This window comes from Alkalihalobacillus sp. FSL W8-0930 (assembly GCA_037965595.1).
Classification (GTDB): Bacteria; Bacillota; Bacilli; order Bacillales; family Bacillaceae_D; genus Alkalicoccobacillus.
Genome location: CP150183.1, coordinates 35,401 through 52,675 on the forward strand (window position 1 = coordinate 35,401; position 17,275 = coordinate 52,675).

Genomic DNA, 17,275 nt, shown 5'->3' on the forward strand with positions numbered 1-17,275 from the left:
CAGCATGGGTTACCAGGCACTGTATCGAGTATGGCGCCCACAACTGCTGAAGGATGTGGTTGGCCAAACACATCTAACAAAAACCTTGCAAAATGCGCTTGTTCAAAATAAGTTTTCGCATGCTTATTTGTTTTCAGGACCAAGAGGAACAGGAAAAACGAGTGCTGCTAAGATAATTGCAAAAGCGATCAATTGTGAGAAAGCACCGGTAGCGGAACCGTGTAATGAATGCGCAGCGTGCGTAGGCATTTCAAATGGATCGATTGTTGATGTGATGGAGATTGACGCGGCTTCTAACAACGGAGTCGATGAAATAAGAGATATCCGTGATAAGGTGAAATTCGCACCAAGCGAAGTTCGGTATAAGGTTTATATCATCGATGAGGTTCATATGCTTTCAACAGGAGCTTTTAACGCCTTATTAAAAACCCTTGAGGAACCACCTGAACACGCGATTTTTATATTAGCAACAACAGAGCCCCACAAAATTCCGCTTACGATCATCTCTCGTTGTCAGCGTTTTGATTTTAAGCCAATCTCTCAGGGCGCAATGATTGGGCGGATGAAGGAAATTGTTGAAGCGGATCATGTTCAAGTAGAAGATGAAGCTTTACAACTTATCGTACAGGCAGCAGATGGTGGAATGCGAGATGCATTAAGTCTTCTGGACCAATCCATCTCTTTCTCTGATGATACAGTTCAAGCGGAAGCAGTACGGTTGATTACTGGAGCCGTATCAAGAGAGGCGTTAGCGAATGTGGTCGGTAGTCTTCATAATGGACAAGCATCAGAACTCCTATCACTTATTGATCAAGTATTGAAGGACGGGAAGGATCCAAAGCGTTTTGTTGAAGACCTGCTTTACTACTTTCGGGATGTTCTCTTATATAAAACGTCACCTGATTCTGCTCACTTAATGGAGCGGGCAGTTGTAGACGATCATTTTAAGAAGCTTTCCGAAGAGCTGAGTTTCAATTGGCTTTATCATGGCATTGAGACGATGAACAATACTCAGCAGGAAATGAAGTGGTCTACTCATCCTAAGATGATGATTGAACTTGCTGTTATCCAGTTAATGAATAAACCGAACATTCGTTCTGAGTCTCCTCAAGTTGAAGCATCTGCTTCGTCTTCTGAGCTTGAAGAAAAAGTGAAGAAGCTTGAAGGTATGTTGAATCAACTGCAGAAACAAGGGGTTCAAGCAAAGCCAGAAGAAAAGTCACAACCTCAACAGAAGCGAACGAGAAAGGCTCCTCAACAAACAAGACTTGCCACTGGACAGGTAAAGGAGCTACTTGGTAAGGCAGAAAAGCAAAAGCTTCAGCAGGTCACTTCTCAATGGCCTGATGTCACAGCACGAATGAAAATGAAAAGTGTACCTGGATCAGCTTGGCTAAACGACAGTCGACCGGTTGCGGCGGCTCCGGATGGGATCCTATTAGCATTTCAAAATGAGATGCATCGTGATATGATGGATACGAAGTTTAGAGAGACTTTGCTTGAAGTGCTACAAGAAGTGCTTGGGGAAGGGATGACATTCATTACCCTTCTACATTCACAGTGGACCAAGTTAAAGGATGAGTTTGTTCAAGAGCAAAAAAGCAGTGATACAACAACTCATTCTTCTGGGGATCAAGAAACAACAGATCCTCTTATTGATGAAGCCGTCAAACTTGTCGGTGAGGATTTAATTGAGTGGGCAGACAAAAATTGAATGGAGGAATTATACAATGAAAAACATGGGTAATATGATGAAGCAAATGCAAAAGATGCAGAAGCAAATGGCGAAGGCGCAAGAGGAATTAAAGGAAAAAACAGTCGAAGCAACAGCTGGTGGTGGAATGGTTACAGTAACAGCTAGTGGAGACAAACGTATTTTAGATATTAAAATTTCTGAGGATGTTGTAGATCCGGATGATATCGATATGCTTCAGGATCTAGTGATTGCTGCAACAAATGAAGCTCTTAAGCTAGTGGATGAGCTTGTTGAGCAAGATATGGGTAAATTCACTAAAGGAATGAATATTCCAGGAATGTTCTAGGAGGGTAGCCGTTGCAATATCCTGAACCGATAGCCAAATTAATCGATGGATTTATGAGATTACCGGGGATTGGTCCGAAAACTGCGAGTCGACTTGCTTTTTATGTATTAGATATGAAGGAAGACGATGTACTTGATTTTGCTAAGGCGCTTGTCAATGCGAAGCGGAACCTAACGTATTGTTCTGTTTGTCACAATATTACGGACCAAGACCCTTGTTATATATGTAACGACAAATCACGTGATCAATCCATGGTCTGTGTTGTCCAGGAATCCCGTGATGTCATGGCGATGGAAAAGATGCGTGAATACCCTGGTCAGTACCATGTGTTGCACGGTGCTATCTCTCCAATGGAGGGAATTGGACCGGAGGATATTAAGGTGCCAGAGCTTATTAAACGATTGCAGGATGACACCATACAAGAAGTCATCATTGCGACGAACCCTACAATAGAAGGGGAAGCAACGGCTATGTATATCTCTCGTCTAGTAAAACCTACAGGAATCAAGGTAACAAGAATTGCTCATGGACTTCCTGTTGGTGGAGACTTGGAGTATGCAGATGAAGTAACATTATCAAGAGCGATTGAAGGCAGACGAGAATTGTAAGGCAGGCGAGGTCATTGTTTTTTCGTAAAAAAGGAAAGCTTAGGATGGAAGAGAATGAACGACTGCTGAACCACATAGAAGTCACGAAGGAACGCTATGATAATCAAAGGCAGCTTATTGAACATAGTGTTGATCCATCTGAAGATGTGATTGCACGCATGAAACTGACGGAAGCGAAGTATTCTTTTCTATTAAGGGAAGCAAGAATTCGTCACGCGAGAAGGGACAAACTGTGAGAGACAGTTTGTTCTTTTTTTGTAGGCTTGGACATACATTGAACCAAGAACATGCAGAGTAGGGGGGAAGAGATGGATCCAATCATTCTTTATGCGTTGTTAGGGGGAGCGGTCATCTTATTGCTTACTGTCGGAGCCCCAATGAGACCGATTCGACTCGTTGGAAATGTCGCTGTTAAACTTGTAATAGGTTTGTTACTACTGTTTCTATTAAATGCGGCTGGAGGATGGACAGGTATTCATATACCGATTAATCCTATTACTGCAACAATTACAGGATTACTAGGTGTTCCTGGTCTTGTGTTATTGGTGGTTGTGAATCAATTTATTTTATAAAGAAATAACAAACCCTCATTCGTGGCTTTTATGAATGAGGGTTTGTGTATGTTAAAAAGTTTTTCAGTTTCTTTAAAAAGTAGTTGCCTTTTGTTTGTGGGCATGGTAAATTATATCTTGCTGTCAGATAAGCAGTAAAACAACTTTAAAAAAAGTTCTTTACTTTCTGATCTGATCTATGTTATATTAATTAAGTCGCCAACACGACATCAAGTTCTTTGAAAACTGAACAAAAGCCAAGCGTACGAAGAGATACACGATATCTCATAAGTATAAAAAGTCGCAAATAATAACTTGTTTTCAAGTTAAAAAATGCGCAATTAATACTTTGTTTGATTTTAGACACATTTTGTGTCGATCAACAAAGCCAGCAGTTGAGCAATCAACTCACCACTTTTATGGAGAGTTTGATCCTGGCTCAGGACGAACGCTGGCGGCGTGCCTAATACATGCAAGTCGAGCGGACGTTTTTGAAGCTTGCTTCAAAAACGTTAGCGGCGGACGGGTGAGTAACACGTGGGCAACCTACCTTATCGACTGGGATAACTCCGGGAAACCGGGGCTAATACCGGATAACATCTAGCACCTCCTGGTGCTGGATTAAAAGAGGGCTTCTTGCTCTCACGATGAGATGGGCCCGCGGCGCATTAGCTAGTTGGAGAGGTAACGGCTCCCCAAGGCGACGATGCGTAGCCGACCTGAGAGGGTGATCGGCCACACTGGGACTGAGACACGGCCCAGACTCCTACGGGAGGCAGCAGTAGGGAATCTTCCGCAATGGACGAAAGTCTGACGGAGCAACGCCGCGTGAGTGATGAAGGGTTTCGGCTCGTAAAGCTCTGTTATGAGGGAAGAACACGTACCGTTCGAATAGGGCGGTACCTTGACGGTACCTCATCAGAAAGCCACGGCTAACTACGTGCCAGCAGCCGCGGTAATACGTAGGTGGCAAGCGTTGTCCGGAATTATTGGGCGTAAAGCGCGCGCAGGCGGCCTTTTAAGTCTGATGTGAAATCTTGCGGCTCAACCGCAAGCGGCCATTGGAAACTGGGAGGCTTGAGTACAGAAGAGGAGAGTGGAATTCCACGTGTAGCGGTGAAATGCGTAGATATGTGGAGGAACACCAGTGGCGAAGGCGACTCTCTGGTCTGTAACTGACGCTGAGGCGCGAAAGCGTGGGGAGCAAACAGGATTAGATACCCTGGTAGTCCACGCCGTAAACGATGAGTGCTAGGTGTTAGGGGTTTCGATGCCCGTAGTGCCGAAGTTAACACATTAAGCACTCCGCCTGGGGAGTACGGCCGCAAGGCTGAAACTCAAAGGAATTGACGGGGGCCCGCACAAGCAGTGGAGCATGTGGTTTAATTCGAAGCAACGCGAAGAACCTTACCAGGTCTTGACATCCTTTGACCACTCTGGAGACAGAGCTTCCCCTTCGGGGGCAAAGTGACAGGTGGTGCATGGTTGTCGTCAGCTCGTGTCGTGAGATGTTGGGTTAAGTCCCGCAACGAGCGCAACCCTTGACCTTAGTTGCCAGCATTTAGTTGGGCACTCTAAGGTGACTGCCGGTGACAAACCGGAGGAAGGTGGGGATGACGTCAAATCATCATGCCCCTTATGACCTGGGCTACACACGTGCTACAATGGATGGTACAAAGGGTTGCGAAGCCGCGAGGTGAAGCCAATCCCATAAAGCCATTCTCAGTTCGGATTGTAGGCTGCAACTCGCCTGCATGAAGCTGGAATTGCTAGTAATCGCGGATCAGCATGCCGCGGTGAATACGTTCCCGGGCCTTGTACACACCGCCCGTCACACCACGAGAGTTTGTAACACCCGAAGTCGGTGAGGTAACCTTTTGGAGCCAGCCGCCGAAGGTGGGACAGATGATTGGGGTGAAGTCGTAACAAGGTAGCCGTATCGGAAGGTGCGGCTGGATCACCTCCTTTCTAGGGAGTTTTACTTCTAGTCGATCACACAGTTTATCTGATGTGAATACGCTTTGGCTTTTGTTCGGTTTTGAATGAACTTATTCATTCAAACGAAGACCGACTTTCTGTCGGCATGGTTCTTTGAAAACTAAATCGTGCAATGCAAAACACACACAACGCAATCATCGTTAGATGAAAGCGAGTCTATATACACCATACTTGATGAATGACATCTTACGATGGTCTGAAATCAACTTGGTTAAGTTATGAAGGGCGCACGGTGAATGCCTTGGCACTAGGAGCCGAAGAAGGACGCGACGAACGGCGAAACGCCTCGGGGAGCTGTAAGTGAGCTTTGATCCGAGGATATCCGAATGGGGGAACCCACCATTTTTAATCGAATGGTACCCGTATCTGAATACATAGGATACGAGGAGGCAGACCCGGGGAACTGAAACATCTAAGTACCCGGAGGAAGAGAAAGAAAAATCGATTTCCTGAGTAGCGGCGAGCGAAACGGAAACAGCCCAAACCTGAAGGCTTGCCTTTAGGGGTTGTAGGACATTCCATTGGAGTTACAAAGAAACGGAGTAGGTGAAGCATCTGGAAAGATGCGTCAAAGAGGGTAACAACCCCGTAGCCGAAACTTCGTTTCCTCCGGAGTGTATCCTGAGTACGGCGGGACACGTGAAACCCCGTCGGAATCCGGGAGGACCATCTCCCAAGGCTAAATACTCCCTAGTGACCGATAGTGAACCAGTACCGTGAGGGAAAGGTGAAAAGCACCCCGGAAGGGGAGTGAAAGAGATCCTGAAACCGTGTGCCTACAACTAGTCAGAGCCCATTAACGGGTGATGGCGTGCCTTTTGTAGAATGAACCGGCGAGTTACGATGTCGTGCAAGGTTAAGCTGATGAGGCGGAGCCGTAGCGAAAGCGAGTCTGAATAGGGCGAATTGAGTACGCCGTCGTAGACCCGAAACCGAGTGATCTACCCATGTCCAGGGTGAAGTTCAGGTAACACTGAATGGAGGCCCGAACCCACGCATGTTGAAAAATGCGGGGATGAGGTGTGGGTAGGGGTGAAATGCCAATCGAACTCGGAAATAGCTGGTTCTCCCCGAAATAGCTTTAGGGCTAGCCTCGAGGGAAGAGTCTTGGAGGTAGAGCACTGATTGGACGAGGGGTCCCCACAGGATTACCGAATTCAGTCAAACTCCGAATGCCAAGTACTTATCCTCGGGAGTCAGACTGCGAGTGCTAAGATCCGTAGTCAAGAGGGAAACAGCCCAGACCATCAGCTAAGGTCCCAAAGTATACGTTAAGTGGCAAAGGATGTGGAGTTGCCCAGACAACCAGGATGTTGGCTTAGAAGCAGCCACCATTTAAAGAGTGCGTAATAGCTCACTGGTCGAGTGACTCTGCGCCGAAAATGTAACGGGGCTAAACGTATCACCGAAGCTATGGATGAACACCTTAGGTGTTCGTGGTAGGGGAGCGTTCCAAGGACAGCGAAGCTAGATCGTGAGGACTAGTGGAGTGCTTGGAAGTGAGAATGCCGGTATGAGTAGCGAAAAGAGGGGTGAGAATCCCCTCCGTCGAAAGCCCAAGGTTTCCTGAGGAAGGCTCGTCCGCTCAGGGTCAGTCGGGACCTAAGCCGAGGCTGAAAAGCGTAGGCGATGGACAACAGGTTGATATTCCTGTACCACCTCTCCACCGTTTGAGTAATGGGGGGACGCAGAAAGGTAGGGTGAGCGCGCTGATGGATATGCGCGTCTAAGCTGTTAGGCTGGAAAGTAGGCAAATCCGCTTTCCGTTCGGCTGAGCAGTGATAGCGAGGGAAATTTAGTACCGAAGTCCCTGATCCTCCGCTGCCTAGAAAAGCCTCTAGCGAGGTGGAAGGTGCCCGTACCGCAAACCGACACAGGTAGGCGAGAAGAGAATTCTAAGACGCGCGGGAGAACTCTCGTTAAGGAACTCGGCAAAATGACCCCGTAACTTCGGGAGAAGGGGTGCTCTATTAGGGTGCAAGCCCGAGAGAGCCGCAGTGAAAAGATCCAAGCGACTGTTTAGCAAAAACACAGGTCTCTGCGAAGCCGCAAGGCGAAGTATAGGGGCTGACACCTGCCCGGTGCTGGAAGGTTAAGAGGAGGGGTTATCCTTTTAGGAGAAGCTCTGAATTGAAGCCCCAGTAAACGGCGGCCGTAACTATAACGGTCCTAAGGTAGCGAAATTCCTTGTCGGGTAAGTTCCGACCCGCACGAATGGTGTAACGATTTGGATACTGTCTCAACGAGAGACCCGGTGAAATTATAGTACCTGTGAAGATGCAGGTTACCCGCGACAGGACGGAAAGACCCCATGGAGCTTTACTGTAGCCTGATAGTGGATGTTGGTATCGTTTGTACAGGATAGGTAGGAGCCTTTGAAACCGGAGCGCCAGCTTCGGTGGAGGCATTGGTGGGATACTACCCTGACGGTGCTGACATTCTAACCTCGACCCGTGATCCGGGTCAGGGACATTGTCAGGTGGGCAGTTTGACTGGGGCGGTCGCCTCCTAAACAGTAACGGAGGCGCCCAAAGGTTCCCTCAGAATGGTTGGAAATCATTCGAAGAGTGCAAAGGCATAAGGGAGCTTGACTGCGAGACCTACAAGTCGAGCAGGGACGAAAGTCGGGCTTAGTGATCCGGCGGTGCCGAATGGAAGGGCCGTCGCTCAACGGATAAAAGCTACCCTGGGGATAACAGGCTTATCTCCCCCAAGAGTCCATATCGACGGGGAGGTTTGGCACCTCGATGTCGGCTCGTCGCATCCTGGGGCTGAAGTAGGTCCCAAGGGTTGGGCTGTTCGCCCATTAAAGCGGCACGCGAGCTGGGTTCAGAACGTCGTGAGACAGTTCGGTCCCTATCCGTCGCGGGCGCAGGAAATTTGAGAGGAGCTGTCCTTAGTACGAGAGGACCGGGATGGACACACCGCTGGTGTACCAGTTGTTCCGCCAGGAGCATCGCTGGGTAGCTACGTGTGGACGGGATAAGTGCTGAAAGCATCTAAGCATGAAGCCCCCCTCAAGATGAGATTTCCCATAGCGTAAGCTAGTAAGACCCCTTAGAGATGATGAGGTTGATAGGTCTGGAGTGGAAGTGTGGCGACACATGGAGCGGACAGATACTAATCGGTCGAGGACTTATCCAATTTGGTGTATACTGTGTGAGCACGATTTAGTTTTGAAGGAATCATTTTCTTTCAATGAGTCCGGTGGCAATAGCGAAGAGGTCACACCCGTTCCCATGCCGAACACGGCCGTTAAGCTCTTCTGCGTCAATGGTAGTTGGGGGCTTCCCCCTGCGAGAGTAGAACGTTGCCGGGCACTGATATGAATCTTCCATCTTTTGATGGGAGGTTTTTTTATCGGGTAAACCCCAATGATAGTATGTTATTAATGAGGAAAGATGATCTTCAATAACGAGATTTAAAAAGGATTATTTTTAAATCGAACTCTTTTAATCATTATTTAGATGCGCCCGTAGCTCAACTGGATAGAGTACTTGACTACGAATCAAGCGGTTAGAGGTTCGAATCCTCTCGGGCGCGCCATTAATATAGTTACTCAGTTAGGTAGAGAATCTGCTTTTGGATCAAGAGCTTCTAGCTTCAAACCTTACCTCTCTGATGATCTTATTTTTGGGGCCTTAGCTCAGCTGGGAGAGCGCCTGCCTTGCACGCAGGAGGTCAGCGGTTCGATCCCGCTAGGCTCCACCAATTAATTTATAAATGTTTTTATAAAAAGTCGTTGACAAACATTACGGTGTTTGATATGATTATTAAGTCGCCAAATGAGCGGCAAACAAGTTCTTTGAAAACTGAACAAAAGCCAAGCGTACGAAGAGATACAAGTTATCTCATAAGTATAAAAAGTCGTAGCGTAAGCTACGCAATTGGAAAGTTGATGGTAACATCAACGCCAGCAGTTGAGCAATCAACTCACCACTTTTATGGAGAGTTTGATCCTGGCTCAGGACGAACGCTGGCGGCGTGCCTAATACATGCAAGTCGAGCGGACGTTTTTGAAGCTTGCTTCAAAAACGTTAGCGGCGGACGGGTGAGTAACACGTGGGCAACCTACCTTATCGACTGGGATAACTCCGGGAAACCGGGGCTAATACCGGATAACATCTAGCACCTCCTGGTGCCGGATTAAAAGAGGGCTTCTTGCTCTCACGATGAGATGGGCCCGCGGCGCATTAGCTAGTTGGAGAGGTAACGGCTCCCCAAGGCGACGATGCGTAGCCGACCTGAGAGGGTGATCGGCCACACTGGGACTGAGACACGGCCCAGACTCCTACGGGAGGCAGCAGTAGGGAATCTTCCGCAATGGACGAAAGTCTGACGGAGCAACGCCGCGTGAGTGATGAAGGGTTTCGGCTCGTAAAGCTCTGTTATGAGGGAAGAACACGTACCGTTCGAATAGGGCGGTACCTTGACGGTACCTCATCAGAAAGCCACGGCTAACTACGTGCCAGCAGCCGCGGTAATACGTAGGTGGCAAGCGTTGTCCGGAATTATTGGGCGTAAAGCGCGCGCAGGCGGCCTTTTAAGTCTGATGTGAAATCTTGCGGCTCAACCGCAAGCGGCCATTGGAAACTGGGAGGCTTGAGTACAGAAGAGGAGAGTGGAATTCCACGTGTAGCGGTGAAATGCGTAGATATGTGGAGGAACACCAGTGGCGAAGGCGACTCTCTGGTCTGTAACTGACGCTGAGGCGCGAAAGCGTGGGGAGCAAACAGGATTAGATACCCTGGTAGTCCACGCCGTAAACGATGAGTGCTAGGTGTTAGGGGTTTCGATGCCCGTAGTGCCGAAGTTAACACATTAAGCACTCCGCCTGGGGAGTACGGCCGCAAGGCTGAAACTCAAAGGAATTGACGGGGGCCCGCACAAGCAGTGGAGCATGTGGTTTAATTCGAAGCAACGCGAAGAACCTTACCAGGTCTTGACATCCTTTGACCACTCTGGAGACAGAGCTTCCCCTTCGGGGGCAAAGTGACAGGTGGTGCATGGTTGTCGTCAGCTCGTGTCGTGAGATGTTGGGTTAAGTCCCGCAACGAGCGCAACCCTTGACCTTAGTTGCCAGCATTTAGTTGGGCACTCTAAGGTGACTGCCGGTGACAAACCGGAGGAAGGTGGGGATGACGTCAAATCATCATGCCCCTTATGACCTGGGCTACACACGTGCTACAATGGATGGTACAAAGGGTTGCGAAGCCGCGAGGTGAAGCCAATCCCATAAAGCCATTCTCAGTTCGGATTGTAGGCTGCAACTCGCCTGCATGAAGCTGGAATTGCTAGTAATCGCGGATCAGCATGCCGCGGTGAATACGTTCCCGGGCCTTGTACACACCGCCCGTCACACCACGAGAGTTTGTAACACCCGAAGTCGGTGAGGTAACCTTTTGGAGCCAGCCGCCGAAGGTGGGACAGATGATTGGGGTGAAGTCGTAACAAGGTAGCCGTATCGGAAGGTGCGGCTGGATCACCTCCTTTCTAGGGAGTTTTACTTCTAGTCGATCACACAGTTTATCTGATGTGAATACGCTTTGGCTTTTGTTCGGTTTTGAATGAACTTATTCATTCAAACGAAGACCGACTTTCTGTCGGCATGGTTCTTTGAAAACTAAATCGTGCAATGCAAAACACACACAACGCAATCATCGTTAGATGAAAGCGAGTCTATATACACCATACTTGATGAATGACATCTTACGATGGTCTGAAATCAACTTGGTTAAGTTATGAAGGGCGCACGGTGAATGCCTTGGCACTAGGAGCCGAAGAAGGACGCGACGAACGGCGAAACGCCTCGGGGAGCTGTAAGTGAGCTTTGATCCGAGGATATCCGAATGGGGGAACCCACCATTTTTAATCGAATGGTACCCGTATCTGAATACATAGGATACGAGGAGGCAGACCCGGGGAACTGAAACATCTAAGTACCCGGAGGAAGAGAAAGAAAAATCGATTTCCTGAGTAGCGGCGAGCGAAACGGAAACAGCCCAAACCTGAAGGCTTGCCTTTAGGGGTTGTAGGACATTCCATTGGAGTTACAAAGAAACGGAGTAGGTGAAGCATCTGGAAAGATGCGTCAAAGAGGGTAACAACCCCGTAGCCGAAACTTCGTTTCCTCCGGAGTGTATCCTGAGTACGGCGGGACACGTGAAACCCCGTCGGAATCCGGGAGGACCATCTCCCAAGGCTAAATACTCCCTAGTGACCGATAGTGAACCAGTACCGTGAGGGAAAGGTGAAAAGCACCCCGGAAGGGGAGTGAAAGAGATCCTGAAACCGTGTGCCTACAACTAGTCAGAGCCCATTAACGGGTGATGGCGTGCCTTTTGTAGAATGAACCGGCGAGTTACGATGTCGTGCAAGGTTAAGCTGATGAGGCGGAGCCGTAGCGAAAGCGAGTCTGAATAGGGCGAATTGAGTACGCCGTCGTAGACCCGAAACCGAGTGATCTACCCATGTCCAGGGTGAAGTTCAGGTAACACTGAATGGAGGCCCGAACCCACGCATGTTGAAAAATGCGGGGATGAGGTGTGGGTAGGGGTGAAATGCCAATCGAACTCGGAAATAGCTGGTTCTCCCCGAAATAGCTTTAGGGCTAGCCTCGAGGGAAGAGTCTTGGAGGTAGAGCACTGATTGGACGAGGGGTCCCCACAGGATTACCGAATTCAGTCAAACTCCGAATGCCAAGTACTTATCCTCGGGAGTCAGACTGCGAGTGCTAAGATCCGTAGTCAAGAGGGAAACAGCCCAGACCATCAGCTAAGGTCCCAAAGTATACGTTAAGTGGCAAAGGATGTGGAGTTGCCCAGACAACCAGGATGTTGGCTTAGAAGCAGCCACCATTTAAAGAGTGCGTAATAGCTCACTGGTCGAGTGACTCTGCGCCGAAAATGTAACGGGGCTAAACGTATCACCGAAGCTATGGATGAACACCTTAGGTGTTCGTGGTAGGGGAGCGTTCCAAGGACAGCGAAGCTAGATCGTGAGGACTAGTGGAGTGCTTGGAAGTGAGAATGCCGGTATGAGTAGCGAAAAGAGGGGTGAGAATCCCCTCCGTCGAAAGCCCAAGGTTTCCTGAGGAAGGCTCGTCCGCTCAGGGTCAGTCGGGACCTAAGCCGAGGCTGAAAAGCGTAGGCGATGGACAACAGGTTGATATTCCTGTACCACCTCTCCACCGTTTGAGTAATGGGGGGACGCAGAAAGGTAGGGTGAGCGCGCTGATGGATATGCGCGTCTAAGCTGTTAGGCTGGAAAGTAGGCAAATCCGCTTTCCGTTCGGCTGAGCAGTGATAGCGAGGGAAATTTAGTACCGAAGTCCCTGATCCTCCGCTGCCTAGAAAAGCCTCTAGCGAGGTGGAAGGTGCCCGTACCGCAAACCGACACAGGTAGGCGAGAAGAGAATTCTAAGACGCGCGGGAGAACTCTCGTTAAGGAACTCGGCAAAATGACCCCGTAACTTCGGGAGAAGGGGTGCTCTATTAGGGTGCAAGCCCGAGAGAGCCGCAGTGAAAAGATCCAAGCGACTGTTTAGCAAAAACACAGGTCTCTGCGAAGCCGCAAGGCGAAGTATAGGGGCTGACACCTGCCCGGTGCTGGAAGGTTAAGAGGAGGGGTTATCCTTTTAGGAGAAGCTCTGAATTGAAGCCCCAGTAAACGGCGGCCGTAACTATAACGGTCCTAAGGTAGCGAAATTCCTTGTCGGGTAAGTTCCGACCCGCACGAATGGTGTAACGATTTGGATACTGTCTCAACGAGAGACCCGGTGAAATTATAGTACCTGTGAAGATGCAGGTTACCCGCGACAGGACGGAAAGACCCCATGGAGCTTTACTGTAGCCTGATAGTGGATGTTGGTATCGTTTGTACAGGATAGGTAGGAGCCTTTGAAACCGGAGCGCCAGCTTCGGTGGAGGCATTGGTGGGATACTACCCTGACGGTGCTGACATTCTAACCTCGACCCGTGATCCGGGTCAGGGACATTGTCAGGTGGGCAGTTTGACTGGGGCGGTCGCCTCCTAAACAGTAACGGAGGCGCCCAAAGGTTCCCTCAGAATGGTTGGAAATCATTCGAAGAGTGCAAAGGCATAAGGGAGCTTGACTGCGAGACCTACAAGTCGAGCAGGGACGAAAGTCGGGCTTAGTGATCCGGCGGTGCCGAATGGAAGGGCCGTCGCTCAACGGATAAAAGCTACCCTGGGGATAACAGGCTTATCTCCCCCAAGAGTCCATATCGACGGGGAGGTTTGGCACCTCGATGTCGGCTCGTCGCATCCTGGGGCTGAAGTAGGTCCCAAGGGTTGGGCTGTTCGCCCATTAAAGCGGCACGCGAGCTGGGTTCAGAACGTCGTGAGACAGTTCGGTCCCTATCCGTCGCGGGCGCAGGAAATTTGAGAGGAGCTGTCCTTAGTACGAGAGGACCGGGATGGACACACCGCTGGTGTACCAGTTGTTCCGCCAGGAGCATCGCTGGGTAGCTACGTGTGGACGGGATAAGTGCTGAAAGCATCTAAGCATGAAGCCCCCCTCAAGATGAGATTTCCCATAGCGTAAGCTAGTAAGACCCCTTAGAGATGATGAGGTTGATAGGTCTGGAGTGGAAGTGTGGCGACACATGGAGCGGACAGATACTAATCGGTCGAGGACTTATCCAATTTGGTGTATACTGTGTGAGCACGATTTAGTTTTGAAGGAATCATTTTCTTTCAATGAGTCCGGTGGCAATAGCGAAGAGGTCACACCCGTTCCCATGCCGAACACGGCCGTTAAGCTCTTCTGCGTCAATGGTAGTTGGGGGCTTCCCCCTGCGAGAGTAGAACGTTGCCGGGCACTGAGTAAAAACCTTTCATCTTTTGATGGGAGGTTTTTTTGTGGTTTTATTTGAAGATGAGGAGAAGAGAAATAGTCTAAGAACCAAGAGGAAAAGAAGAGGGACCAAGAACTTTGATCCTTTACCAAGGAAGATGAAGAAAGAACCAAGCCCCCAGAACATTTAAACAAGAGCAACCCCTCAATACCAAGAACTAAATCAATCTTAATAAGAAGGAAGCTTCTTGTACCAAGAAGCACCCCATTATAGTAAGAAGAATAAGGATAAAGCCAAGAAACAAGAACATCTTATCAAGAAAAGCTCAAATAAAAAGAGCTTCTTAGCCGAAGAAGCTTACACCAAGACATATGTGTATCTTAAATAATTTCATAGGCACATAGACCGGCTTCTGCGAATATATGTAAGGGAGAGGCATTTTGATGTTTGGAACGGATAAGACTGGGTGATACTGATACAAAGGGGTGAGGCTCTAATGCAGAAAACAACGGTATTACGTGTTCAAATGGGGCACAAGTGTTTAATCTGTGAAACAAGGAAAACAAAGGGATATAGGTTACTCCATTCTTTTATATGCCAGGCGTGTGAGCAGAAGATTGTTCAATCAGAAGCCGGGACAGAAGATTATAGTATGTATGTACAAAAAATGCGTAAAATGATTGCTGGAAACTAATAATCAGATGTGGAGACAAGCCGATGATCTATCGCTTGTTTTTTTTATTATTTAGAAATGAGTCAGCATACGCTAAAATAGAGAGACTATGAGGTTAGAAGAGGAGAAACACGAATGGAAGACGATAATCAGCGGATGCCACTTGTACGGGCAATACAGCAACATATGAAACAGAAACCAGTCTCTTTTCATGTTCCTGGTCATAAAAGTGGTGCGATCATACCAAAGGGGATGGAGGATTTTAAAGAGGTTCTTTCCTACGATCTGACTGAAATAGAGGGCTTGGACGATTTACATGATCCTACTGGTCCGATTAAGGATGCAGAAGAACTACTTGCCACATGCTATAAAGCTTCAAAGAGCTTTTTTTTAGTTAATGGAACAACGGTTGGAAATTTGGCGATGGTGTATGCTCTTTGTTCACATGGAGATGTCGTTCTTGTGCAACGGAATTGTCATAAGTCGATATTACATGCTATGGAGCTTGCAGGTGTTACCCCAGTATATATGGAAGCTCAAGTTGATGAACAAACAGGGGTTTCCCTTGGGTTAAATGAGGATATTCTGCGCGGAGCACTTAAACGATATCCCCATGCTAAGGCACTTATCCTGACGTATCCATCATATTATGGAGTCAGCACACCTGTGGCTCCTATTATAAAAGCAGCCAAGCAGGCCGGTCTGATGGTGTTTGTAGATGAGGCACACGGGGCACACTTTTCACTTGGACCCCCTTTTCCCCCATCTTCACTTACTCTAGGGGCAGATATTGTGGTTCAGTCTGCGCATAAAACGTTACCAGCATTAACGATGGGTTCTTATTTACATCTTGGCCACGACATAAAGGAAAGTCAGGTTCAACAAATCAAACGCGCGTTAGCTATCTTTCAATCGAGCAGTCCTTCCTATTTAATCATGGCTTCTCTAGATGCAGCTAGAGCGTATCTCCACTCCTACACCAGTAATCAATTAAATGATCTTCTAGAAGAGGTTGAAGCATTTAAGGCAGGAATCCGAACGATCCCACAGCTCGCCCTAGTGGACTGGGAAAAAAGCGGGTATTCATGGGACCCGCTAAAGGTTACAATAAGATCGATGTCTCATTTAACTGGCTTCGAACTTCAGGAGAAATTGCATCAGATATCAATTGATGTGGAGCTTGCTGATGATCAGCATATCCTGCTTGTTTTAGGGCTAGAGCGTACGGGTAATGTAACTAAAATTATAGATAAGATGAAGGACCTTCTTTCACCATTTGAGGTAATTGATCATAACCAAACAAAGATTACTACTTCAAAACAAGAAACACCTTTAATTGAAGAATATAAAGTAGACATACATACTTATCAAACAAAGCACATTCCTTTTTGGGAGTCTGAGGGAAGAATAGCAGCAGAAGCAGTTATCCCTTATCCTCCAGGCATTCCACTTCTGTACCCAGGACAGAAAATCCACCGGTATATCCTGGACAAGATATACCGGCTACAGCAGGCAGGTGCGAGGTTTCAGGGTGAGGACGTAGTGGTAGAAGGAATGTATGTAGCAGAGCTGGAGGAAGAAAGATGAACAAAGGATTATTTATTACATTCGAAGGTGGAGAGGGAGCTGGAAAGACCACCGTTCTCACAAAGGTAGAACAATGGCTCAAAGAAAAAGGACATGCTCTTTTGCGAACGAGGGAACCAGGCGGAATCACCATTGCAGAAAAAATACGTACAGTAATATTAGATATAGAGCATACGGAGATGGATGGAAGAACAGAGGCTCTGCTCTATGCGGCAGCTAGAAGACAGCATCTTGTGGAAAAGGTTTTACCTGCACTCGAAAAAGGGAATATTGTATTGTGTGATCGTTTTATCGATAGCAGCTTAGCTTATCAAGGGTATGCAAGAGGTCTCGGAATAGATGAAGTTCTTTCCATCAATGAATTTGCCATAGAAGGCCATATGCCGGATCTAACCATTTACTTTGATGTAGACCCAGAGGTTGGCCTTAGACGAATTCATGACGATCAAGTACGTGAAGTCAATCGTCTAGACCAAGAGAAGCTTGAGTTTCACCATGCTGTGAAAGAAGGGTATCGTCAAGTAAAGAGTAGATATCCAAAACGTATTCATACAATTAATGCAAACCAATCCATTAATGATGTCACCGAAGAAGTGATTCGTGTGATTGAGGAGCAAATAAGCTATAATAGTAGGTAAAAGAAGGAGTGGATGAAAGTGAAATTAATCATTGCGGTCGTACAGGATAAGGACAGCACAAGGCTATCAGACGCTCTAGTTAAAGCAGATTTTAGAGCGACGAAGCTTTCTAGTACAGGTGGTTTCTTAAAAGCCGGGAATACTACATTCTTAATCGGAATTGAAGATGAGAAAACTGCTCAATTAATGGAAATTATAAAAGATAATTGTAAGAGTCGTGATCAACTTGTTGCTCCGATTTCTCCAATGGGTGGAAATGCGGATTCTTATGTACCATATCCAGTTGAAGTGCAGGTTGGTGGAGCCACTGTCTTTACCTTGCCTGTTGAAGAGTTTGAACAATTTTAATGAGCGATGGT

At 47.8% G+C, this 17,275-nt stretch carries 9 protein-coding genes, 2 tRNA genes and 6 rRNA genes; all 17 read left to right on the top strand.

Translation table 11 applies throughout. The features are described from left to right. Positions 1–4: 4 nt before the first annotated feature. The 17 genes from dnaX to NSQ54_00225 all read left to right on the top strand — a co-directional run bounded on the left by dnaX (position 5) and on the right by NSQ54_00225 (position 17,264). Positions 5–1,714, top strand: coding sequence for a DNA polymerase III subunit gamma/tau (dnaX, locus tag NSQ54_00145; protein ID WYP26590.1), 1,710 nt, complete (start codon positions 5–7; stop codon positions 1,712–1,714). 16 nt (positions 1,715–1,730) lie between these two features. Then, positions 1,731–2,042 carry a YbaB/EbfC family nucleoid-associated protein gene (locus NSQ54_00150; GenBank protein ID WYP26591.1) on the top strand — a complete coding sequence of 104 codons (312 nt, stop codon included), beginning with the start codon at positions 1,731–1,733 and terminating at the stop codon, positions 2,040–2,042. Positions 2,043–2,053: 11 nt separating this feature from the next. Then, positions 2,054–2,650, top strand: coding sequence for a recombination mediator RecR (gene recR / locus NSQ54_00155; protein WYP26592.1), 597 nt, complete (start codon positions 2,054–2,056; stop codon positions 2,648–2,650). 44 nt (positions 2,651–2,694) lie between these two features. Beyond that, positions 2,695–2,886 carry a YaaL family protein gene (locus NSQ54_00160; protein ID WYP26593.1) on the top strand — a complete coding sequence of 64 codons (192 nt, stop codon included), beginning with the start codon at positions 2,695–2,697 and terminating at the stop codon, positions 2,884–2,886. A 72-nt stretch (positions 2,887–2,958) separates the two neighbouring features. Then, complete coding sequence (locus NSQ54_00165) at positions 2,959–3,222, top strand: pro-sigmaK processing inhibitor BofA family protein (protein WYP26594.1); 264 nt, start codon at positions 2,959–2,961, stop codon at positions 3,220–3,222. A 395-nt stretch (positions 3,223–3,617) separates the two neighbouring features. Next, positions 3,618–5,169: ribosomal RNA gene (locus tag NSQ54_00170) — 16S ribosomal RNA — on the top strand. Positions 5,170–5,408: 239 nt separating this feature from the next. Continuing rightward, a 23S ribosomal RNA gene (locus NSQ54_00175) occupies positions 5,409–8,343 on the top strand. Positions 8,344–8,402: 59 nt separating this feature from the next. Further along, a 5S ribosomal RNA gene (gene rrf / locus NSQ54_00180) occupies positions 8,403–8,518 on the top strand. Positions 8,519–8,668: 150 nt separating this feature from the next. Beyond that, positions 8,669–8,745 (top strand) — tRNA-Arg (locus NSQ54_00185). An 89-nt stretch (positions 8,746–8,834) separates the two neighbouring features. Beyond that, positions 8,835–8,910: transfer RNA gene (locus NSQ54_00190), tRNA-Ala, on the top strand. Positions 8,911–9,140: 230 nt separating this feature from the next. After that, a 16S ribosomal RNA gene (locus tag NSQ54_00195) occupies positions 9,141–10,692 on the top strand. A 239-nt stretch (positions 10,693–10,931) separates the two neighbouring features. Continuing rightward, positions 10,932–13,866, top strand: a 23S ribosomal RNA gene (locus tag NSQ54_00200). A gap of 59 nt (positions 13,867–13,925) precedes the next feature. Continuing rightward, positions 13,926–14,041: ribosomal RNA gene (gene rrf, locus NSQ54_00205) — 5S ribosomal RNA — on the top strand. Together the 16S, 23S and 5S rRNA genes with 2 tRNA genes alongside form the textbook arrangement of a ribosomal RNA operon. 473 nt (positions 14,042–14,514) lie before the next feature. After that, on the top strand, positions 14,515–14,712 hold the full coding sequence (locus NSQ54_00210; protein WYP26595.1) for a sigma factor G inhibitor Gin: 198 nt from the start codon (positions 14,515–14,517) through the stop codon (positions 14,710–14,712). A gap of 114 nt (positions 14,713–14,826) precedes the next feature. After that, a complete protein-coding gene (locus tag NSQ54_00215; GenBank protein ID WYP26596.1) occupies positions 14,827–16,278 on the top strand; it encodes an aminotransferase class I/II-fold pyridoxal phosphate-dependent enzyme in 1,452 nt (483 codons plus the stop codon). After that, entirely contained in the window at positions 16,275–16,916 is a 642-nt protein-coding gene (gene tmk, locus NSQ54_00220) for a dTMP kinase (protein WYP26597.1), read from the top strand. Before NSQ54_00215 ends, tmk begins: the two co-directional genes overlap by 4 nt. An 18-nt stretch (positions 16,917–16,934) precedes the next feature. Then, positions 16,935–17,264 (top strand): cyclic-di-AMP receptor, encoded by a 330-nt coding sequence (locus NSQ54_00225; protein ID WYP26598.1) that lies wholly within the window; start codon positions 16,935–16,937, stop codon positions 17,262–17,264. Positions 17,265–17,275 lie beyond the last annotated feature (11 nt).

Bases quoted from the DNA above. Each gene is read 5' to 3' on its own strand.
- NSQ54_00215 (WYP26596.1), top strand. From the start codon at position 14,827: ATGGAAGACGATAATCAGCGGATGCCACTTGTACGGGCAATACAGCAA.
- NSQ54_00150 (WYP26591.1), top strand. From the start codon at position 1,731: ATGAAAAACATGGGTAATATGATGAAGCAAATGCAAAAGATGCAGAAG.
- dnaX (WYP26590.1), top strand. From the start codon at position 5: ATGGGTTACCAGGCACTGTATCGAGTATGGCGCCCACAACTGCTGAAG.
- NSQ54_00210 (WYP26595.1), top strand. From the start codon at position 14,515: ATGCAGAAAACAACGGTATTACGTGTTCAAATGGGGCACAAGTGTTTA.
- tmk (WYP26597.1), top strand. From the start codon at position 16,275: ATGAACAAAGGATTATTTATTACATTCGAAGGTGGAGAGGGAGCTGGA.
- NSQ54_00165 (WYP26594.1), top strand. From the start codon at position 2,959: ATGGATCCAATCATTCTTTATGCGTTGTTAGGGGGAGCGGTCATCTTA.
- NSQ54_00160 (WYP26593.1), top strand. From the start codon at position 2,695: ATGGAAGAGAATGAACGACTGCTGAACCACATAGAAGTCACGAAGGAA.